19 protein-coding genes and 1 tRNA gene are annotated in these 22161 nt (G+C 32.6%); 12 read left to right on the top strand and 8 right to left on the bottom strand.

Features of this window, described 5'->3' with window-relative positions:
- Position 1 precedes the first annotated feature (1 nt).
- Together PQF96_RS04695 and PQF96_RS04690 are read left to right on the top strand one after the other, a co-directional pair.
- Positions 2-709 carry a GNAT family N-acetyltransferase gene (locus PQF96_RS04695; protein WP_271765253.1) on the top strand — a complete coding sequence of 236 codons (708 nt, stop codon included), beginning with the start codon at positions 2-4 and terminating at the stop codon, positions 707-709.
- A 10-nt stretch (positions 710-719) separates the two neighbouring features.
- Positions 720-1820, top strand: coding sequence for a serine hydrolase domain-containing protein (locus tag PQF96_RS04690; RefSeq protein WP_271765252.1), 1101 nt, complete (start codon positions 720-722; stop codon positions 1818-1820).
- A 218-nt stretch (positions 1821-2038) separates the two neighbouring features.
- On the opposite strand, the gene PQF96_RS04685 is transcribed toward PQF96_RS04690, so the two are convergent.
- Positions 2039-2112: transfer RNA gene (locus PQF96_RS04685), tRNA-Arg, on the bottom strand.
- Between the two features lie 225 nt (positions 2113-2337).
- Between PQF96_RS04685 and PQF96_RS04680 the strand changes: the two genes are divergently transcribed.
- Positions 2338-2850, top strand: a complete 513-nt coding sequence (locus tag PQF96_RS04680; RefSeq protein WP_271765251.1) for an adenine phosphoribosyltransferase — start codon at positions 2338-2340, stop codon at positions 2848-2850.
- 57 nt (positions 2851-2907) lie between these two features.
- Here the strand turns inward: PQF96_RS04680 and PQF96_RS04675 are convergent, their stop codons facing one another.
- From PQF96_RS04675 to PQF96_RS04660, 4 genes are all read right to left on the bottom strand, one after another.
- Positions 2908-3726 carry a hypothetical protein gene (locus PQF96_RS04675; protein ID WP_271765250.1) on the bottom strand — a complete coding sequence of 273 codons (819 nt, stop codon included), beginning with the start codon at positions 3724-3726 and terminating at the stop codon, positions 2908-2910.
- Between the two features lie 107 nt (positions 3727-3833).
- Positions 3834-3983, bottom strand: a complete 150-nt coding sequence (locus PQF96_RS04670; RefSeq protein WP_271765248.1) for an SsrA-binding protein — start codon at positions 3981-3983, stop codon at positions 3834-3836.
- Between the two features lie 88 nt (positions 3984-4071).
- The gene (locus tag PQF96_RS04665; RefSeq protein ID WP_271765246.1) at positions 4072-5559 is read right to left on the bottom strand and encodes a M56 family metallopeptidase; all 1488 of its coding nucleotides are present in this window, start codon (positions 5557-5559) and stop codon (positions 4072-4074) included.
- Positions 5560-5562: 3 nt separating this feature from the next.
- Complete coding sequence (locus PQF96_RS04660; RefSeq protein WP_109439018.1) at positions 5563-5919, bottom strand: BlaI/MecI/CopY family transcriptional regulator; 357 nt, start codon at positions 5917-5919, stop codon at positions 5563-5565.
- Between the two features lie 184 nt (positions 5920-6103).
- Here PQF96_RS04660 and PQF96_RS04655 point away from each other — a divergent pair, with 184 nt between their 5' ends.
- Entirely contained in the window at positions 6104-7057 is a 954-nt protein-coding gene (locus PQF96_RS04655; protein WP_271765245.1) for a calcium/sodium antiporter, read from the top strand.
- A gap of 112 nt (positions 7058-7169) precedes the next feature.
- Here PQF96_RS04655 and PQF96_RS04650 read toward each other — a convergent pair whose 3' ends face one another.
- Entirely contained in the window at positions 7170-8195 is a 1026-nt protein-coding gene (locus PQF96_RS04650; RefSeq protein WP_109439016.1) for a glutamine synthetase beta-grasp domain-containing protein, read from the bottom strand.
- Positions 8196-8416: 221 nt separating this feature from the next.
- Between PQF96_RS04650 and PQF96_RS04645 the strand changes: the two genes are divergently transcribed.
- From PQF96_RS04645 to PQF96_RS04610, 8 genes are all read left to right on the top strand, one after another.
- The gene (locus PQF96_RS04645; RefSeq protein WP_143918053.1) at positions 8417-10603 is read left to right on the top strand and encodes a glutamine synthetase III family protein; all 2187 of its coding nucleotides are present in this window, start codon (positions 8417-8419) and stop codon (positions 10601-10603) included.
- A gap of 331 nt (positions 10604-10934) precedes the next feature.
- Positions 10935-12464: a hypothetical protein gene (locus PQF96_RS04640; RefSeq protein WP_271765244.1), complete on the top strand. Its 1530-nt coding sequence runs from the start codon at positions 10935-10937 to the stop codon at positions 12462-12464.
- 95 nt (positions 12465-12559) lie between these two features.
- The gene (locus PQF96_RS04635) at positions 12560-13081 is read left to right on the top strand and encodes a hypothetical protein (RefSeq protein WP_109439013.1); all 522 of its coding nucleotides are present in this window, start codon (positions 12560-12562) and stop codon (positions 13079-13081) included.
- A 22-nt stretch (positions 13082-13103) separates the two neighbouring features.
- Complete coding sequence (locus PQF96_RS04630) at positions 13104-13829, top strand: CsgE family curli-type amyloid fiber assembly protein (RefSeq protein WP_109439012.1); 726 nt, start codon at positions 13104-13106, stop codon at positions 13827-13829.
- 141 nt (positions 13830-13970) lie between these two features.
- Positions 13971-14378, top strand: coding sequence for a curli production assembly/transport component CsgF (locus PQF96_RS04625; protein WP_109439011.1), 408 nt, complete (start codon positions 13971-13973; stop codon positions 14376-14378).
- Positions 14379-14384: 6 nt separating this feature from the next.
- On the top strand, positions 14385-15770 hold the full coding sequence (locus PQF96_RS04620; protein ID WP_271765240.1) for a CsgG/HfaB family protein: 1386 nt from the start codon (positions 14385-14387) through the stop codon (positions 15768-15770).
- Between the two features lie 6 nt (positions 15771-15776).
- Positions 15777-17267: a carboxypeptidase regulatory-like domain-containing protein gene (locus PQF96_RS04615; RefSeq protein ID WP_271765239.1), complete on the top strand. Its 1491-nt coding sequence runs from the start codon at positions 15777-15779 to the stop codon at positions 17265-17267.
- A 126-nt stretch (positions 17268-17393) separates the two neighbouring features.
- Positions 17394-18575 carry an AIR synthase related protein gene (locus tag PQF96_RS04610; protein WP_271765238.1) on the top strand — a complete coding sequence of 394 codons (1182 nt, stop codon included), beginning with the start codon at positions 17394-17396 and terminating at the stop codon, positions 18573-18575.
- Here the strand turns inward: PQF96_RS04610 and PQF96_RS04605 are convergent, their stop codons facing one another.
- A complete protein-coding gene (locus tag PQF96_RS04605) occupies positions 18576-19064 on the bottom strand; it encodes a peptide-methionine (S)-S-oxide reductase (RefSeq protein WP_271765237.1) in 489 nt (162 codons plus the stop codon).
- Positions 19065-19295: 231 nt separating this feature from the next.
- Positions 19296-22058, bottom strand: coding sequence for a T9SS type A sorting domain-containing protein (locus PQF96_RS04600; RefSeq protein WP_271765235.1), 2763 nt, complete (start codon positions 22056-22058; stop codon positions 19296-19298).
- Positions 22059-22161 lie beyond the last annotated feature (103 nt).

The raw sequence follows: 22161 nt of genomic DNA, 5'->3' as shown, positions 1-22161 counted from the left end.
AATGATACCTGCGATACAACATCAGTTTGAATTTTGGAGGCACCTCGGTCAAATGGGCGGATATTTCAATCAATATGAGGGGGTTTCCAGTCTTTTCCCCAAAGACACCACTTGGCCCTCTAAAATATTTGACCTCAAAGAGCACCATATCATTGGATTAAAGAATAAAATAGCCAGTTACCAATTGGCCAAATCGGTTGCAGTAGAAGAAAATGAAACCCTTGAAAACCTCTTACAGGCACAAGGGTTTAGACAAACCTCTTCTGTAGCAGCAATGACAATGCATAACACAGCAGAAGTAGAGTATGCCAACTATCCTGAAATTGAAAAAGTGATGGATGCCTTTGGAGCCAAAATGTTTGCAAAAATTGCTTCGAAGTCTTTTGGATATACGATTTATGAGAGTACAATAGCTCCCTTGATACATAGTAAGAAGGTTCAGCTTTTTATAGGGAGATACCAAAGAGACTATGTAAGCTGTGGAATTGTATTTCAAGATTCTATTGGGGATTTTGGACTGCATATGATTGGCACCAAAAGAAAATTTCGAGGATTCGGATTAGGAAAGAAAATGACCGAACATTTACTTGCTACTGCCTTAAAAAATGATAGTGAATTTATTCATTTGGCAGCCTCAAAATTAGGGGCGCCCATTTATCACAAACTGGGTTTTCAGCACCAAGGGTATTTAAAATCATACACCATTTAAGTAACGTATTATGAAAACACTAATTACACTTTTGATATTATTTCCTTTAGTAGGAAATGCTCAACAACTATCATCACTTATGAATGAAAAAATAAGTAATAATACTGATAATCCTGTTTACAGTATTTCTATATTCATAGAGAATGACGGCGATGTATTAGCAAGTGAAGCAGTAGGTAAAAGAAAAAGAGAGGGAAACGCAATAGAAATTACAGACCAGTTTCGTATTGCCAGTAGCACTAAACTATTTGTGGCTACTATTATTTTACAATTAGAAGAAGAAGGAAAATTACGCTTGAATGCCCCAATTTATAAACACCTAAACGGAATGAATGATTTGCAGTTCGAGAAATTTCATCTTTATCAAGCTTTCGCTTTCTCAAAAGCTATAACTATCAAACATTTACTATCGCATCGAAGTGGTCTAGCCGATATTTTTAATGATAGACAAGAAGCCTTTTTCGGCAAGGTAATGGCAACACCAAACCGACAGTATCGACCTGAAGATATGGTAAATTTGTATTTCGAATTTGAGCTTAATAAAGATGCAAAATTTAAACCAGGAGAAGAGTGGCGTTATTCTGATATGAACTATGTACTCTTGGGGTTTTTGATAGAAAAACTAGATGGGAAATCCTTGTCTCAGTCCATTCGGGATAGAATTCTGAATCCATTAAAAATGCAAGACACGTACTTTGAATTCTACGAAAAAACACATTCCAATAATGGAAGAATTCATCAATATGTAGGTAATACAGATTTTAATGCTATAAACACATCATTTGATTGGTCTGGTGGCGGATTAGTGAGCACCCATCAAGACTTAACCATTTTTATAAAAGCACTCTTCAATGGAAAATTGATGAGTTATGAATCGCTAGAAAAAATGATAGCTGTACAACCCACCAAAGAAACAGAATTACCTTATGGCCTTGGTGTTTACCAATCTGTTTATTGTGGTGAAACTTTTTATGGCCACTACGGTTTTTATGGCACTTATATTGGCTATGCGCCCAAGACCAAAACGGTATTGTCTTATTGTATCTCTCAGGCAACACCTTCTTTTAATGTGTACGAATTTGTAAATTCTGTTATTGAAACTATAAAGTGAAAATGCAAAAATCCAATTTAAATAGTAAAAGATGAGTATTATTATAATTGCTGCTTACCATTTATTCGGTTAACAGTGTTGATTGATTAAAAATCTGTTCACCGATTTGTTAACGTTTAGAATCATATCAATTCAAATCTTATTATCGCCCAAAAACAACAAAACCTCACAAATCATAGGATTTGTAAGGTTTTAATACTCTTTATGAGTAATTCTTGTGACCTCGGCAGGATTCAAACCTGCAACCTCTTGAGCCGTAATCAAGTGCACTATTCAGTTATGCTACGAGGCCGTTTTGCGGGTGCAAATATAAATGTTTTTTATATAGCTGGCAACATTTATATTGACTTTTTAGAAACTAAAAAAACCAACTAGATATGATGAGATAAATGATATATATGAAGATGGAATTTAAGTGCCTTGATGTTAAATAGATAAGCTATACATATTCATAGTCCTATGATTAGCTTTTGTTTCTTTTATTTGCTCTTTTTTTTATTTTCATTATTTTCGACCAATGAAGATAGATAATTTTATTAGAGATATTCCTGATTTTCCGAACCCCGGCATTATATTTAAAGATATTACTCCTTTACTAGCGAATCATAGCGCTTTGGTGAGTTGTGCAGATCAATTAGCGGCGTTAAGTCCTAAAGGTGTTAACATCGATAAAGTAATAGGGGTTGAATCGAGAGGATTCATTATTGGAGGTATGATTGCTGAACGTTTAGGAGCGGGGTTTGTCCCAGTTCGCAAAAAGGGAAAACTTCCTTATAAGGTAAAATCCAAAAATTATAGCCTCGAATATGGAGAAGACACCCTCGAAATTCATATCGATGCTATACAGCCAGGAGAACATGTGTTGATTCATGATGATGTTCTGGCAACTGGAGGTACTGCCAAGGCAGTGTGTGATTTGGTTGTAGAGTTAGGTGGAGTAGTAGTGCAATGTAATTTCATAATGAAATTGGATTTCCTTAGCGGGAAGGACAAACTTAATGCACCAATTTCTTCTCTTTTAACATATTGAGCATAAAAAAGCCTTCATTTTACAGAAGGCTTTTATAAAATTCGGCATAAAAGTAATTTACTTTTTTGTTATTGCGATAATTGCGCCGTCTTTTGCTTTGTCACCGTAGATGCTGATTGCGGTTTGTGATTTAAGAAAATCTACTTCTGATAGTTGGTCTGATTTTGCAAGATGATCTAATGTATCAAAATCAGATTCTTTTCCATCGATTATGATAAGTTTTTCAATATCAGGGTTGTCAACAAAACTAAATTTCTGAGTATTTTTGTTTTGGAATGGATGCAATTGTTGTCCATTAAAAATAAAACTTCCGTCTTCACCTTCTTCAAAACTAAAAGATTGCATAATTTGATCTTTCAGTTTCTGTATATCGAAACTGCCATTAAAAAATAAAGAATCATTTTCTTCGTCAAAATTAAAATCAAAGGCGAAATTATGTTTCTTCATGATGCTATCCATATCCATATGAGACTGACTAAATCCAGATTGATTTCTCCATGTAGCAATATCAAACATCCCCGAATTTGTAATAAATAAACTATCATCTTTATATCCTAATTCTATTTTTGAAATAGGCTCGTTTGAAGAGGAGGAGTATTGGCTTTTTGAGTTCCCTTTTTTTAAGATCAGGCTTAGACTTGTAATTTCATTTTGATCATTAAATTGTATTTCTTTTATAATAAGTTCTATACCATTTTCTGAAAAGAATATTTTTAGGTCTTCTAATTCTTGCTCTGAAGTATCTTTATTGATAATTGCAGTTATTTCATCAGACTGTGTCTTATATAGTTTGGTGTGCTGATTTATGGATGTTGTAAAAGCTGTTAAGGAAAGCGTACCTAGTATGCCCATTCCTAAAATGATCCATTTTTTCATACTAAATATTTTTTTGTTATGTTATTGAACAGATATTATTTCATCTTTAATTACGAAATATTTACAGGAGTGTTGCAAAATTTTTCTTGTTGGGAAAATAAAAGATATTATAATGCTCTTTTGGTTACATATAATCGCCAACCAAATAGCAGTAATTGAAGTTTGGAAGCTTTGCTAAGATCTAACCTTCTCTTTGTAAAACTAGGAAGTATTACCTTGTTTATTTTTGCGATAACAGAAAAGAATTGTTTTTGCATAGTTCTAAAATACAAAAAACTCACTTTCTTCAAGTGAGTTTTTTTAGATTTATATTTGGACTTGATTATTTCTTTTTGGTAATAATTTCTACAACTCCGTTTTTACCTTTGCTTCCATATTTTTTTCTGCAGCTTTTCCTTTAAGTACATTAATAGTTTCTATATGATCAGAATCTATTTTTTCCATCTTTTCTTTAGTTGATTCTTTATCATCAATTATAAATAAAGGATCTTTTTTAGAATTCCCGGTGATATAAGCAAAGGTTCTTTTGTCTTCTGTATGCATTTCAAAGTGTCCATCATCTTCATCAGAATGAATTTGGATAATTTGATTACTGCCTTTGGCTTTACCATTACTATTTACCCATACATATTCAGAATTTCCAGCAGATGATCCTCCGCCAATACTAATGCTACCTGTTTTACTATTGTATGAAATTATAATAGGATGGATGGGTTCATCATTTTTTAGTGCATAATTTCCGGTACTTTTTTTGGATGCAACATCTATCTTTATATTAATAATCTCATCTTTGTTATTGCGCTCAATACTAGAAAACTTAACTTCTACGTCATAATCGTTCTTTAGTATTTTTTTAACCTTATTAAGATCTTCTTTAGTAGAGTTTTTATCGATTATAAATTGTATCGTTTTTTTACCTGCATTTGGGGAGATAATATCTTTTGATATTCCATTTCCGGATTGTTTGCCAGATTTAATTTTGATAATTTCGGTAGTATTAAAACTCCATAAAAATAGACTTAGTAAAGGAAGAATGATGGTGATTTTCCATAATTTCTTGCTTTGGGATGTTTGCTTGTTTAACATAACTATTCGCTTTTTGATTAATGATTGATAAAAATTATTTGTGATGGCAGAGTAGTTGTTTGATGATACTCTAACCAACGTTAATTGATATTCTCTTTTAGAAGATAATTGATTGATTGCTTCGCGATCTGCAATGAATTCAAGATTTTGTTCCAGACTTTTTTTGTATAACCAGACAAAAGGATTAATCCATTGAAAAATGATGATAAGGTTTATGATCAAGACATCTATAGTATGATATTGTTTTACATGCACTTTTTCATGCTTAAGAATCATGTCTAATTCTTTAGAAGAATTAAGCGCAGGGTTATATACAATAAGATTAAAAAAAGAGAATGGCGCAATCTCTTCTGCGACCTCTACATAATGAAACTCTTCATTTTTTATAACCTGATTATGGGCTACTAGCCTTTTTAAAGAAAGTAATTGAAAGCCAAAACGAATGAACAGGATAAGGACTCCAATACTATAGATCATACAGCCAATCATCCACCAATTTGTACTTTTGCGTACCTCAGATGATGGTGCAGAGGAGTCTGTTCCTGTAGCATAAAAAAGAGGAGCTTCTATAAATTTGATCGTAGTAAACTCAACAAAAGGTAGAAGTATTGAAATAAAAACTCCTAATAGTAAAAAGTGGCGGTTTATGGTAAAAAATGTATCTTTTCTTAATAGTAGATAGTATACCCAATAGAATATAGAAAGCAATACACTTGATTTAAATATATAGATTAAAAATGTTTCCATGGTTTACTCTTTTTTTTCTATTACTTTTAAAATCTCTCTTAATTCCTCGGCGGTAATTTTTTCTTCCTTAGCAAAAAAGGAAACCATGTTTTTGTAAGAATCATTAAAATATTGTTTCATGGCCTTACTGATGAATGCACTTCGATAATCTTCTTTGGTAATTATAGGATAATATTGATGTGTTTTTCCAAAAGCTTGATGTGCTATATATCCTTTATCTTCAAGATTTCTTATAATAGTAGAAACTGTATTATAGTGAACTGTATTATTGAGTTCAGCCTGAACTTCTTTTGCAAACGCTTTTTTTAATTTCCATAGCGCTTGCATTACAACTTCTTCTTTGTTTGTTAGTTTTTCCATGAGTCTATTATTAAGAATGATCAAAGCTAAAACTATAATTCTAGTTTTACAACTATTTTTATAGTTATTTAACTATAATTCTAGTTTTTAATATTTTATATCGTTCATTAGGAGAGAAAAAATCAGCTATAGAGCTATAAACTACGAGATACTTATTTTATATTCGCAAACAAATTTAGAATTTATGTTTGTTAGTATACTGTATGTTATTATAGGACTTGTGCTTCTGGTAGTGGGAGGGGAGTTTTTAGTTAGATCTTCGGTAGCATTGTCTTTTAGGCTTAAGTTGTCTCGTATGGTTATTGGATTGACTGTAGTTTCTTTTGCTACATCTGCTCCAGAATTGCTTGTAAGTGTTCAGGCAGCAATGGATGGGCTTTCAGACATATCCTTAGGTAATGTTATTGGGTCTAATATCGCCAATATTGGTTTGGTATTAGGTATTACGGCAATCATTGGCCCTTTGGCAATTGATAAGGATTTTTATAAATTTAATTGGCCAGTAATGGTATTGTTGTCCTTAGCTCTTTATGTTTTACTGGATAATGATGGTGTAATAACACAGTTAGAAGGTTTAGGATTATTGTTATCCTTGTTTGTTTATCTTTTTGTATTGATTAGAAGGGCTCGAAAATTTTCTGATACGATGGTAGAAGAGGTAGATGATGCTCTTCAAAAAACGTCTAATTTTAAAATTGTAATTTGGCTACTTATTGGAGCTGGTGCTTTGTATTTTGGCTCTGAACTACTGGTTAACGGAGCTGAAGCCATCGCTTTAAAAATGGAAATTAGTGAAGGTGTGATTGCGGTTACACTTATTGCTGTAGGAACAAGTGTTCCAGAATTGGCAGCGTCTGTTATCGCAGCATTAAAGCAAGAAAAGGCAATTTCGTTAGGAAATCTTATAGGTTCTAATATTTTTAATATCGCTTCAGTGTTAGGTATTACTTCTTTGATTCAACCCATAGCAGTAAAAGATGAGACCCTCATGAGTGTAAATATATACTGGATGCTTGGATTTGCTATAATTTTACTTCCCTTAGCTTTTATTCCTAAAAAAATGATCCTGGGTCGTCCAAAGGGATTTCTAATTTTTGTAGCATATTGTATTTTTATTGCTTTGGTATTTATGAAGTAGAAAAAGTGGCTTGTCCTTTGTTTTATAGATAGTATAAAAAAACACCTCTGAAATTCTTTCAGAGGTGTTTTTAGCGTTTAACCAACATAATGTTAGTTACTACAATACATTATTAAGCTAGCATAGCGGTAACGTCTGCTGTTTTTACAGTCTTTACAATTCTTGCAGCAATTTTATAAGGATCACCATTAGAAGCAGGACGACGATCTTCTAACCAACCTTTCCATCCGTTTTCTACAGTAATAATAGGAATTCTTATCGAAGCTCCTCTATCCGATACTCCGAAAGAGAATTCATGGATAGATTGTGTTTCGTGATCTCCTGTTAATCTTTGGTCATTAAACTCACCATAAACAGCAATATGTTCTTTGGTAACAGGTCTAAATGCTTCACAAATAGTTTCGTATACTTCTTTAGAACCACATGTTCTTAATACTTCGTTAGAGAAGTTAGCGTGCATACCAGAACCGTTCCAGTCCCCTTTAATTGGTTTTGGATGGTATTCAATATAGTATCCGTATTGCTCAGTAAGACGATCTAATAAATATCTTGCAATCCATATTTCATCTCCTGCTTTTTTCGCTCCTTTAGCAAACAATTGAAACTCCCATTGCCCACTTGCAACTTCCTGATTGATTCCTTCAAAATTAAGACCAGCAGCTATACATAGATCAGCATGTTCTTCAACAAAATCTCTTCCGTGAGTGTTTTTTCCACCAACAGAACAGTAATACATACCTTGAGGTCCAGGGTAACCACCTACAGGGAATCCTAGAGGTAATTGTGTAGCAGAATCCATGATAAAGTACTCTTGCTCAAAACCAAACCAAAAATCATTATCATCATCATCGATTGTAGCTCTTGCATTAGATTCGTGAGGTGTTCCATCTGCATTTAACACTTCAGTCATTACTAAGTAACCATTGTTTCTTGAAGGGTCAGGGTAGATAGCTACAGGTTTTAACAAGCAATCAGAAGAACCACCTTCTGCTTGTTTTGTAGAACTACCATCAAAAGACCACATAGGGCAATCTTCAAGCTTACCGCTAAAATCTTCTTCAACTTTTGTTTTACTTCTTAGATTAGCAGTTGGCTTGTAACCATCTAGCCAGATATATTCTAATTTAGCTTTACTCATAATTAACACTTTATAAATTGAACTCTATATAGTTGACAAATTTAGCTTTCTTTTTTATAAACATAAAAAAAACAGGGGGGTAAAGTTAGTTTTTAGTCCAAATTTTATTAATACCCTACTTTTTTATAGGGTATTTTTTGTTTTTTTTAATTTTTAAACAGCATTATTTTAATATTAACAATAAAAACTTCTTCTATATTTGCAGTAAAATTTACTCAATTATGTCAACACTAAGATTTCAAGCGCTAAAAGAGACGTTAAATCGTAGTTCTGTGGTAGTTAAAGAAACTGAACGCAGATCTGTATTGTTTGGTGAACATGTATTTAATCAAACAACGATGCTTCAATACTTAACCAAAGATTCCTATAATAGTGTTATGGATGCTATAGAAAATGGTTCCAAGATTGATAGAAGAGTAGCGGATCAGATAGCATCAGCGATGAAAGAATGGTCATTGTCTAAAGGCGTAACGCACTATACACATTGGTTTCAGCCATTAACTGGCGCTACTGCAGAAAAACATGATGCCTTTTTTGAAACAATAGGTAACGGACAAGGAATGGAAAAATTTGGTGGAGGGCAATTAGTGCAACAAGAACCTGACGCTTCTTCTTTTCCAAATGGTGGTATTCGAAATACTTTTGAAGCTAGAGGGTATACTGCATGGGATCCAACCTCTCCAGCATTTATCTATGGTACCACATTGTGTATTCCTACAGTTTTTGTAGCCTATACAGGAGAAGCCCTTGATTATAAAACGCCTTTATTGAGAGCTTTACATGCTGTTGATGTAGCTGCTACAGCTGTAGCTAAATACTTTGATAAAAATGTAAAAAAAGTAAATGCCTCACTTGGATGGGAACAAGAATATTTTTTAATCGATAGTGCATTAGCATATTCCAGACCTGATATTTTGATGACAGGAAGAACACTTCTTGGCCATTCCTCTGCAAAAGGACAACAATTAGATGATCATTATTTTGGAAGTATCCCTACAAGAGCCCTTGATTATATGAGGGATTTAGAAACAGAATGTATGCTTTTGGGAATTCCCGTAAAAACACGTCATAATGAGGTGGCTCCTAATCAATTCGAATTGGCGCCGATATATGAAGAAACTAATCTGGCAGTTGATCATAATTCTTTGGTAATGGATGTTATGGATAAGGTGGCTGCAAGACATCAATTAAAGGTGCTACTGCATGAAAAACCATTTGCAGGTGTTAATGGGTCTGGTAAACATAATAACTGGTCTTTGTCAACCAATACTGGTGTAAATCTATTAGGTCCGGGAAAAACACCAATGAGTAATCTTCAGTTTTTAACATTTTTTATTAATACCATAAAGGCAATTAATGAAAATGAAGAATTGATGAGGGCTGGAATTGCTTCAGCCAGTAATGATCATCGCTTAGGTGCTAACGAAGCTCCACCAGCTATTATGTCTGTATTCATAGGAGAACAATTAACATCTGTATTAAAAGAATTAGAAGGCGTTACAGATGGTAAATTATCTCCTCAGGAAAAAACAGATTTGAAGTTGAATGTAGTAGGGAAAATACCCGAGATATTACTGGATAATACAGATCGAAACAGAACCTCCCCTTTTGCATTTACTGGTAATAAGTTTGAATTTAGAGCGGTTGGGTCTAAAGCTAATTGCGCAAACCCAATGACGATTTTAAATACAATTGTAGCCAAACAGCTTTTAGATTTTAAAAAAGAAGTAGATGCTTTGGTTGATAAGAAAGGATTGAAAAAAGATGAAGCTATTTTTAATGTATTACGAGAATATATAAAGAAGTCTAAAAACATACTTTTTGAAGGAAATGGATATAGTGAAGAATGGGAAAAAGAAGCAAAAAAGAGAGGACTTAGTAATAATAAAACTACTCCCGAAGCATTAAAAGCAAAAGTTTCTAAAAAAAACCTGGAGCTTTTTGAAAAAATGGGGGTTATGAATAAGATCGAAGCAGAAGCTCGTTATGAAATTGAAGTAGAGGAATATGTAATGCGTATTCAAATTGAAGGACGTGTTCTAGGAGATATTGCTAGAAATCATGTAATTCCTACCGCAATACGTTATCAGAATATGTTGATCAATAATGTATCTGGTTTAAAAGAATTATATGGAAAAGACTTTAAAAAATATGCTAAGGAACAGATGGGGATAATAGAAGAAATTTCTGATTATATAGGTAAAATTAATACTAAGGTTAATGATATGACCGAAGAACGTAGAAAAGCAAACAACCTCGAAGATTTAGAGAAAAAAGCTTCTGATTATTGTAATATAGTAAAGCCAATTTTTGATGAGATTAGATATAGCTGTGATAAATTAGAGTTATTGGTTGATGATGAATTATGGCCTCTTACAAAGTATAGAGAACTCCTTTTTACACGGTAGGTAAGAATTATCTTACGAGTTGTTTTTTTAAGATAATTTTAATGAAAAGTTAACTTTTGTCAAACCCTTTAAAAGCCATAGAAAGCTGATTTTCTATGGTTTTTTAATATGTATTTCATCGAATAGTTAAAGAATCCGTAAAAATAGCCTTAATATTTTTCTAAATTTGTTGATATCGAAAATTACAGCAAATCGTTTGATTGTACCCCTTAGAGTCCCAAAATACACTTTTTACCGATAGCTTAATGGATTAGATTCTTCTAATCCCATCGGTCTTATGCTGTAATTTTTATAGAATAGAACACATTAATCATTTTAATATATATTACGTATGAAAAAAGTAGTTTTTAGTCTGGCAGCTTTATTAAGTGCCACAGCAATGGTTGCGCAATCAAACAATAGTAATGTCAGTCAAACGGGAGTAGACAATATTGCTACAATTACTCAAGTTGGAACTTCAAACTCTTCTCTAACGAACCAGGAAGGGTTAGCCAATAATGCAGAAGCTATCCAAGGTAGTGCAGATTTTAATTCAAGAAATGGTATCGTCGAACAATCTCAGAATGGAGATAAAAATTCTGCTTTTGCTCAACATGAAGAAGATGCAAATCAAGTAAGCCAAGTACAGGCTGGAAATGGTAACTCTGCAAGAGCTACTCAGAATTTAGCATTTACAGGAGGAGGTAATTTAGCTATTCAAATTCAGGAAGGTAATGCGAATACCGCTACTATATCTCAGGAAGGTATTACAAATTCTGCTTTTCAAGCCCAATTTGGTGACGATAACACTGGAACTTCTACACAAGAAGGAATAGACAACTTTAGTGAACTTCAGCAAGAGGGAACTTTTAATACTGCGTCTATTGCTCAGGTTGGTAATGAAAATATTTCAACACAATCACAAATTGGAGATGCCAATATGGCAACTGCAGAACAATGGGGACCTGCTAATTCTGTTCGTCAGGATCAAGAAGGTGGTGGAAACACGACAACATCATTACAAGGAAGTGCTACTTTTGATTCTAGAGGAGGAAGAGTAGAGCAAGTGCAAATCGGAGACGAAAATAATGCATTTGCTAATCACGAAGAAGATAGTAATGTAATTCAGCAAGGTCAAGAAGGAGATTCTAATGATGCAAGTGCAGAGCAAAATTTAGGTTCTTTTGGAGGCGAAAATGTAGCAGTCCAAGTACAAACAGGAAACGGAAATAGCGCTGTTGGTTCTCAAAACGGAAGTAACAATAGTTTAAGTCAAACACAGACTGGTGATGAAAACCAAGCATCATCAACGCAATCTGGAACTGACAATATAGCTACTCAAACACAATTAGGTAATGGAAACAGTGCAGTTGCTGAGCAAGGAGGGCTTTTCTTTACATCAAGAGGAGGGGCGATAACTCAAACTCAAATTGGTAATGGTAACGAAGCATTTGGAAGACATGAAGAAGATAATAACTCTATCGTTCAAACTCAATTAGGAGATAGAAACAGTGCTTCTGCTACTCAGAACATAGCATTCTTTGGAGGTGAGAATAGAACTAGTCAGTTTCAATTAGGAAATGGTAATGTTGCAGAAGGTTCGCAAGAAGGAGTTACTGGTGTTGCTGGTGAATTAAATTCTATTATTCAATTTCAACTTGGAGATCAAAACTTTGCTGCTTCAGCTCAAAATGGAGCTAGTAATGTAAGTGATATTTTCCAAAGTGGAAATGAGAATGTTGCAGAAGATACTCAAATAGGAATTGGGAACAATACTTTTGTAACTCAAATAGGAGATGGTCACATGAGTACAATTCTTCAAAATGGAACTAATAATTCTGCTGTAGTCACTCAAAGTGGTTCAGGAGGAGGAGCTCGTTAATAAATAGAGATTATATTGTTTTAACGATCTTTATAGGAGTTATGCTTAATACCATATTAAGCATAACTCTTTATTGATTTTCTAAATTCTGAAAGATGAATAACACTAGTTTTATAAAAGTATTACTATTTTTTATTGTTCTTTCTTCTTCTGTGTCCTATGCACAGGATATAAAAGAAGAAGATCAGTTTTTTGGTAGTGACAAGGATAAATTTATTACGTTATCTCAAGTCAATAATACCTTGTCCCAAACTGAGGATAGGGCATCTGTTTCTAATGGAATAAATGCAGTCTTTATTCAACAAATAGGAGCTAATAATGTAATACTGTCAAATATTAATGCAGAATCTTCGGATATAAAAATTATCCAAAATGGAGATGATAATAGAGTAGAAATAAATGAATCTTCAAGAGATATAAACAAGATAATTACTCAAACTGGAAATAATAATGCCGTGATCGATTTTTCCTTTAATCCTGATATATCAACAAACTTAGAACTCATTCAGGAAGGAAATAATTTAATTTTTGAAAGATTTGGTAGTAATGAATTGTCAAAGAACTTAAAATTTAGGATGTCTGGTGATGCCAGAACAGTAATCATAAGAAGTTTTTAAGCATTCCCAATATATGTAAAGTATGAAATCAAGATTAGTCATACTTCTATCTTTGTTTTTTCAGGTTTCGGTTGCTCAGTTTACAAATACAGATGTAGTTGCTAAGATTAAAACTGAAACTGTTGATGGTGTTATTTCAGTAATAAGTACTGTAACTAATACTACAGAAGTTTATAAAAGCTTAAGGTACTCAGTCACGGCTTTTAAAACAGATGCTAATAATTTAGTTACCAAAAATGATCAAGAAGATAGATTTACTTTAGAAGCAAACGAAAGTAAAGAACTATCAAGAGGCATTGTTAATATCACACAAAATGATAAGTTAGTAGTATTGTTACTAATTTATGAAGAAGATAAAATCATTGGTAAAGATAGGATAGGATTTAATGAAGAGGCGCATCAAAAAACTGAAAAAATTGAAGACGAATCATCAGATGATGGAATCGTATTAAAAGGGATTGTTGTAGAAGAAACAAAAACAAAACCAGGGAGAGATTTTTATGAATTTTTTTATACTACATATACCTTAGCGCAAATAAATGGAAACAAAGTCGTTGGAGTCTTTGAAAAATTAAGTTTTGGACGTAGTACCATTATTCAGGTAAAAATAGAAGATAACGTTATTCATGAATTTTTGGGGAAACCAGATTTAGAATATTTAGAACAAATGTCGAAAATTGCGATTCGTAAAGTGTATAAATATTTTAAAGACCTGAAAAAGCAGAAAAACGATATTTTTCAATATTAAAATAGTCAGGATAGAATGAACATTAAAAAATTAATCTTTTCTTGTAAAAGCAAATGATTAAGATTTTTGAAGAGAGAATAAAACCTAGTAAAGTTGTATAGGCATTCTCAGTTTTTCAATTAAATATAAAATTTTAAACGTGTGAAATCAATTACAATAACAATATTTCTTGTTTTTTCGATATGTAGTTTTTCCTTTGGACAAGATTTGGTGTATAGACCTGTAAACCCTGCATTTGGAGGGGATACATTTAATTATCAATGGTTACTCAGTTCTGCAGAAGCTCAAAATAAATTTACAGATGATAATAATTCATCAAGGGACCAAAGGTCTGATTTAGAGAGATTCACAGAAAATCTTAATGGTCAATTATTGAATCAAATATCCAGAACATTATTTAATGAACAATTTGGTGAAGATGGTCTTACAGAAGGGACTTTCAATTTTGGGACATTATTCGTTGAGATCTTTCCATCAGGTGAAGGTTTGGTTATCAATATTTTAGACACAAGTACAGGAGATCAGTCCCAAGTAATAATTCCTAATTAAATTTTAATGTACAATAAATTTTATAATGTAATTGTAGTATGTTCTTGTGCGCTTTTTTTATCTGGATGCGGAACTTATTTTAACCAACCCATAACCATAGAAAGTGCCAGAATAGGAGAAGATACAGAAGTTACTAAAACACTAAGAGATTTTCCCTCGCCAGTAGAACCTTTGGTTGTTGGGGTGTATAAATTTAGAGATCAAACAGGTCAATACAAACCCACAGAAAGTGGAAATACTTTTAGTACAGCTGTTACTCAGGGAGCGACAACAATTTTAATTAAGGCTTTAGAAGACTCTAAGTGGTTTGTACCTATTGAAAGAGAAAATCTAAGCAATTTACTTAATGAGCGCAATATTATACGCTCTACCAGAAAAGAATATAGAAAAAATAAAAACCCAAACGAACCTCAGTTACCCCCTTTATTATATGCAGGCATTATTCTAGAAGGAGGTATAGTTTCTTATGATTCTAATATCATTACAGGAGGATTAGGAGCAAGGTATTTTGGAGTCGGAGCTTCTACACAATATAGACAAGATAGAATTACAATCTATTTACGAGCTGTTTCTACATCTAGTGGCAAAATTCTTAAAACTGTATATGTATCCAAAACAATCTTATCACAAGCACTAGATGCAAATTTCTTTAGATATGTGAGATTTAGAAGATTATTAGAAGCCGAAACCGGATTTACCAAAAATGAACCTGCACAGATGGCAGTTTCAGAAGCTATTGAAAAAGCAGTAGAATCTCTGATTGTTGAAGGTGTAGAGGATAAGTTATGGGAAGTTAATGCCGAACCTGAAGTTGTTGAGAATCTAGTAGAAAAATATAAAGCAGAGAAGAATGAAGCTCAAAATACAGCCTTATACGATCGATACTTTAAAGAAAGAAGATCTAAAACGAGTGTTTTTCTTAAAGGAGGTACTGCGCTCATTGGAGGAGATCTTAATAATCCAGAACTTACATATTCTGTAAAAGCAGGAGCAAGATGGTATTTTAACCCGTACCTCAACGTAAATTCGAGTATTAATAAATTTGAATTGACAAATGAAAACTCGTTTTCAAATGGTTTTAATGCTATTGATCTCAATACCGAATTGAGTTTATTACCATTTGAAAAACTATCGCCATTTCTGTATGGGGGAATGGGAATTGTAAATGATGATGATTTTGATAATACATTGTTTAAACTTCAATATGGTGGAGGAATAGAGTATTTAGTTTCGGATAAAGTAGGTATTTCACTAAGTGCTACACATAATTTGGTGTTAAGTGATGAATTAGATAATATAGTTCAAGGAAAACGAGATGATCAGTATTTTAATTTTTCTTTAGGACTTAATTGGTACTTTGGTAATCCTGTTAAAAGGAAGAAAATAGAATAAAAACAGATGAAAGAATATATCATAAAAATAATAAGTGCTTTTGTTATTATTGTTACCGTTTCATGTAGCGAAGATACTATTGATTTAGAAGGGCTCGGATCTGTAAAAGGAACGGTAGTCAGGAAAGGAACTAATGAACCATTAGAGAATGTAAAAATATCAACGAATCCAGCTTCAAGTACAGTTTTTACAAATGCAGAAGGCGTTTATCAAATAGATAATATACCCTCGGGAGATTATTCTCTTTCTGCTCAGAGAGAAGGGTTACTGGCAGTTTTTGAAGGGATTACAGTTTTGGCAGGTAATGAGATAGAAATTGTTTTTGAAATGGATATAGAAACAGCCACAAATCGACCTCCTACTGCCGCAACATTAGTAACGCCTGTGGATAATACAGTTGATCTTCCTCTAGAGGTAAAGCTGGTTTGGAGTGCCAGTGACCCCGATGATGATACCATTACGTATACGGTAAGTTTAAGAAATGAAGAAAATGCTACCATAGAAACTTTTGAAAATATAACAGATACTACGTATACAGTTTCTGGACTTACATATGGATTAAAATATTTCTGGCAAGTAAGTGCTAGTGATGGTATTAATGCTACCGTAAACAGTACCACATTTGCCTTTGAGACTGCAAATGCACCAAATAATAGAATCGTTTTTACCAAATTAGTAGGAGGTAATAGTGTTATTTATTCTGCTGATGAAAGTGGTGGAACGCAAATTCCACTTACATCAGTTTCTAAAAATAGCTTTAGACCAAGAAGAAATGTAACTACAGGGAAAATAGCCTTTTTACAATCTGTAGGTTCACAAACACATTTGTTTACTATGAACGAGGATGGCTCAGATGTGGAGCAAGTGACTTCAACAATAGGAGTATCTGGATTTAATCTAGAAGAGATTGATTTCTCATGGGATGCTAATGGAGCCAAATTATTATTTCCAAATCAAGATAAATTGTATTCTATAAATATTGATGGGAGTGGTTTGGTCTTAATCTATCAGACAACAGGAGATTTAATTACAGAAGTTGATAAAAATGAAAGTACCGGTATCATTGCTTTAAAGACGAATGACCTGGATGGATACTCGGTTCAGATTTTTACAATTAATGAAGCAGGAGTAGTGCAAAATACTGTGCTTACAGGAGAAAATGGGGCAGCAGGAAGTATAAATCTATCAGTAGATGGAAATCAATTGTTGTATAGCAGGGATATATCAGGTTCTGAAACCCCAACAAATTATAGACAATTAGATTCTCACGTATTTGTTTATAATTTTATGGCAATGACAAGTACAGATTTATCCACTGATAAACCAGCAGGGACGAATGATCTTGATGCACGTTTTTCGCCTAATGAAGCTAGTGTAATTGTGGTGAACACTTCAAATGATGGTATTTCGGCAAAAAATATTGTTACATTTTTAATTTCTGATCTCGACGATAGAACAACTATCATAGAAAAAGCAGCTATGCCAGATTGGGAATAACAACAATTCTAGAGTATCATATCAAATTCCAAATCCTAAAAAAATATAGTAGGGTTTGGAATTTTGTATTTTCAATTTAGTCTATGAATTAAATTGAATTATCTTTGCGCTTTAATTTCCAATACAATGAGTCAAGAAGTAAGTAAACGTTATGCGCAACGTGGAGTTTCAGCTTCCAAAGAAGATGTGCATAGTGCAATTAAGAATATAGATAAAGGACTTTTTCCAAAAGCATTTTGTAAAATAGTTCCTGATTCCTTAACCGGGGATGAAGAGTATTGTTTGATTATGCATGCCGATGGAGCAGGGACCAAATCTTCTCTGGCATATATGTATTGGAAAGAAACAGGAGATGTTTCCGTTTGGAAAGGAATTGCACAAGACGCGTTGATCATGAATATTGATGACTTATTATGCGTAGGTGCTACAGACAATATTATGTTATCTTCTACTATCGGAAGAAATAAAAATTTAATTCCGGGAGAAGTAATTTCTGCAATTATTAATGGTACCGAAGAGTTGTTGGATGAACTTAAAGGTTTCGGAGTAGAAATTCATTCTACAGGAGGAGAGACAGCAGATGTTGGGGATTTGGTAAGAACAATTATAGTAGATTCTACCGTAACTGCTCGAATGAGACGTAAAGATGTAATTGATAATGCAAATATAAAAGCAGGTGACGTCATTGTGGGATTAGCTTCTTTTGGTCAAGCCAGCTATGAAAAAGAATACAATGGCGGTATGGGAAGCAATGGTTTAACATCTGCACGTCATGATGTGTTTAGTAAGGTGTTAGCAGAAAAATACCCTGAAAGTTTTGATCCTTCAGTTCCTAATGATTTAGTGTATTCTGGAAAAACAAACTTGACTGATGAGGTTAAAGATGCTCCAATAGATGCCGGTAAACTGGTATTGTCACCTACCAGAACTTATGCTCCTATTATTAAGAAAACCTTATCTCAATTTGATAGTAAAACTATACATGGGATGGTGCATTGCAGCGGAGGAGCACAAACTAAAATTCTACATTTTGTAGATAATCTTCATATTGTAAAAGATAATTTATTTGATGTACCTCCTCTTTTTAAATTAATTCAGGAAAACTCAGGGACTGATTGGAAAGAAATGTATCAGGTGTTTAATATGGGGCATAGAATGGAAATATATGTTGCTCCTGAAATAGCAGAGGAAATTATAGCAATTTCTAAAAGCTTTAATGTAGATGCTCGTATTGTTGGAAGAGTAGAAGCTTCTGAAGAAAAAAAACTTACTATACAGAGTGAGTTTGGAGCGTATATTTATAGTTAACTATCGAATAACTTTAGCGTATTTTTCCTTTAAGAAATCCAATTTAGGATTGATGTATTTTTTACAAAAAGGCCTTTCAGGGTTATTTGTATAATAATCAAGTAATGCCGCCCTGGAAGATTGAAATTCTTGAAATTTTAGAGGTTTAGTTACTAATTGGTGATCAAATTCTTCTTGAAGCTGATTAAGAATGTGCTCTACATTTTGTTTTTTACTTTCTTCTAGATAATATATAGCACTTCTGTATTTTTCTCTAAAACTATGATTGGATGTGCTTTTATGAGTATATAAATGAATTTCAATGATATCCTTGAGAAGGATTTGCCCGGGATCAAAATACACAAGTACAGCTTCAGAGAAATAGTCATTTTCTTCATAACTTCTAATGTATCCTTGTTCTACTTTTAGAATACCTTTTAAAGATTGAAAAACTGCTTCTGTACACCAGTGACAACCACCACCTAATCCTATTTTTTGAAAACTCTTCATTATATATAATGTCGTAAAAACATATAATTACTTAAAAAAAGATTTTTCATTTTTAGAAATTTAAGAAGATTTCAAAACCTGAATATGCTTATTTTGGAAGATTTTTGGTTTTGATAAGAGAATAAATTGATTATTCCATTTATCACTTATTTAAAATCAATTGTATATAAAGCCATAATATCTAATCAAAATATTATGGCTTTATTATTTTTATTAATTAAAACTGTATACTTATTTCTTGATTAATTTGATTGATTCTATATACTCTCCATTGATTTTCAGAACCAAGAAGTACAAACCTTTTGAAAGTGTATTGTTCAATTGATATTTGTGAATTCCCGCAGCTTTATTTTGATTTATTACGGTTTCTTTTTTTGTGCCTAAAGCATCAAATAAAGAAAGTTCAATTTTACCTTTTTTAGTAAGAGTCAAATTAATATTTGACTTGTCATGAAAGGGATTTGGAAAAACTTCAAGTTTATTATTTTCTGTATTCGATATTTCAAAAACCCTATTTCCTTCTTCCAAATCATTACTTTTAGAACTGGAGGAAATTTCGTTATGATTTAAAATTGAAAATAGATTGTAATTAGAAATATTTGTTTCAATACGACCTTCATATATAGGGCTATTTTGAGTATACCCTCCCTCAGTAATAATATGTTCTGGGTTGTATATTGTAACGCCTTTGTTATTTTTAGTGTAAAATGCTAATTCATCTCTACCATCATTATCAATATCGCCAGTTGCCATTAGGTCGAAAATATCTGAGGAATTTGAAAAACTACTAGAAATATATCCATTAAGGTCTAATATATCAATTCGATTGGTTTTTCCTGCATACTGTTTGTTGTGCATTACGATTTCATCTTTGCCATCATTATTGTAATCCATAGCACTCATGTTATCATGTAGTGTAAAGCCAGTTACAATTGTCCCGGCATGAACAGGACTAGATCCTGTATAACCACCTGATTGATTCGCATACTGGGGGTTGTAGACAGTAATTTTACCATCATCACTACGATAAAATGCAATTTCATCTTCATTGTCGTCATCAAAATCACCGGTAGTCATTAAATCAAATTGGCTTCCTACATTTGAATATTTGCTGGATATATAACCATTAATATCTAATATGTCTATTCTATTGGTATTTCCAGAGTAATATTTATTATGCATAACTATTTCATCTTTATAGCCATCTCCATCATAATCTAATGCTTCCATATGATCATGAAGTTTAAACCCTGTTTCGATACTCTTTATATGCACAGGACTACATCCCGTATATGCAATATAACCCGAGTTGTAAATAGAAATTCTACCATCACTTTTACGATATAAAGCAATTTCATCCTCTCCATCTTTATCAAAATCTCCAGTGGTCATTAAATCAAATGGATGACTAGAATTAGAATAACCAATTTGTTCATTTCCCAGAAGATCATAAGTTCCTATTTTATTTTGTCCAATATGATCCCCCAAACTACTGCATAGGATCACTTCATTGTTTCTAGCAGTGTTATTTTCATTAAACTTCCTTTTCTTAAAAGTAGCAAGGTTTTCGAATACTAAAAATGGTTTTGGTAGTTTATTGTTATTAATTTGTTCTAAACGTGGTTTGGCTAAAACTCCGTGAATTCTTTTAATTTTATTCTGGTCTGCAGCACTAAGTTCATTATATAGTTCACTCGATAATAAATTGTCAAATGCATCAAACAATTCTATTGCTGAATCTATATCCGCTGCGTGTTCATAATCTTTATAGTCATTAATTTCTCCATTAATATGTAATCTTTTAGGAGAAATATTTGCATAATCTTTTACCAGACCATCTTTTAAGAAATGGTTAATAGTTAATAGTATTTTCTTTTTTAGATTTTTTTTTGAATAACCAATACCTTGCCCCTCGAATTTACTCGTATAATAACATGGAGTAATGTCGTATAATAAAATGATAACTTTAAGGATTACACCCATATATTGTCCTTGTGAGTCATGAAACTCTTCTTTTATCTGAAGGGTGTCCTTTGGATCATTGAATTTGTAAAACCAAGCGCCATCATCCTTTTGATGAAAATTAATTGTTTTCTCGTAACCATCAATTGCTTTTTCCAGATGTTCTTGTTTTTTAGTTATTTTATACGCGTTAATTAAACCCCATATAGAAAAAGCATTTTGATTTGTATTGCGAGTTAGGCTTTTCCCTTTTACTGACCCATCAGATCTCATAATATGTAAATTGTCAATCATTTGAGTAGAAAACCACCAGGCTGATTGTTCAATTGCAGTATAAATTTTGGGGACTAAATCAGGGTAATAATTGTGTTTTTTGAAAAAATAATAAGCTTCCTTAAGCGCATCTATTGCAATACCTGAATCATATTGTTCTGGCCTGTTTTTTTCTCCTGAAATGTTTTGAAAATCATCTCGATTAACTTCATTTTTGCTAGGCCTATCTCGCCAACTCATAAAGCCATAATCTCCTTTGACGAGTCCGATTTCTATATTTTCACTAGGAGGCATTTGTTCTGTGAGCAATTTCTCAACTCCCCATTTTATATAATTCAATATATTCTCATCATTGGCTATCCCTTTACCATATATACTTATATATCCTTTAACTATATTGCCAATATCCCTAACTTGAGGCCGACAACCGTTGTCTACCCCGAGTCCGTACCACTCATTATATGCATCTTCATATCTTTCATTTTGGTACATTTTTTTTATGATATTATCAAATTTTCCATTTCCCCAAGTACCTTTTCCCCATCTGGCTTCTGAAAATTCAAAACTTCCCTCGTAGATCTTTTTTATTCTTTTATAATTATGGATGTGTTCTAGATAATTGTGAAGCTTATCTAAAGCTAAATCAACATCTCCTTCGGTTATTGAAGGTTCTAAATTAGGTGGTAAATCTAAAATCTCCTGAGAATTTAAATTTTGTAATGCTATGAGCATTATCAAACAAATTACAATGTTTTTCATTTGTTAGTTTTTTTAGGTTTAATAGTAAATGTTTTATTAAGACAAAATGTTACTAGTTTATTCCAAGTTTATGACTTTTTTAATTTTTTAGAAAGATTTCAAA

It is taken from the genome of Aquimarina algiphila (assembly GCF_947494415.1).
In the GTDB taxonomy this organism is placed as follows: domain Bacteria; phylum Bacteroidota; class Bacteroidia; order Flavobacteriales; family Flavobacteriaceae; genus Aquimarina; species Aquimarina algiphila.
The sequence above is the reverse complement of the archived record's forward strand: the minus strand, read 5'-3'. Positions and strand labels throughout refer to the sequence as shown.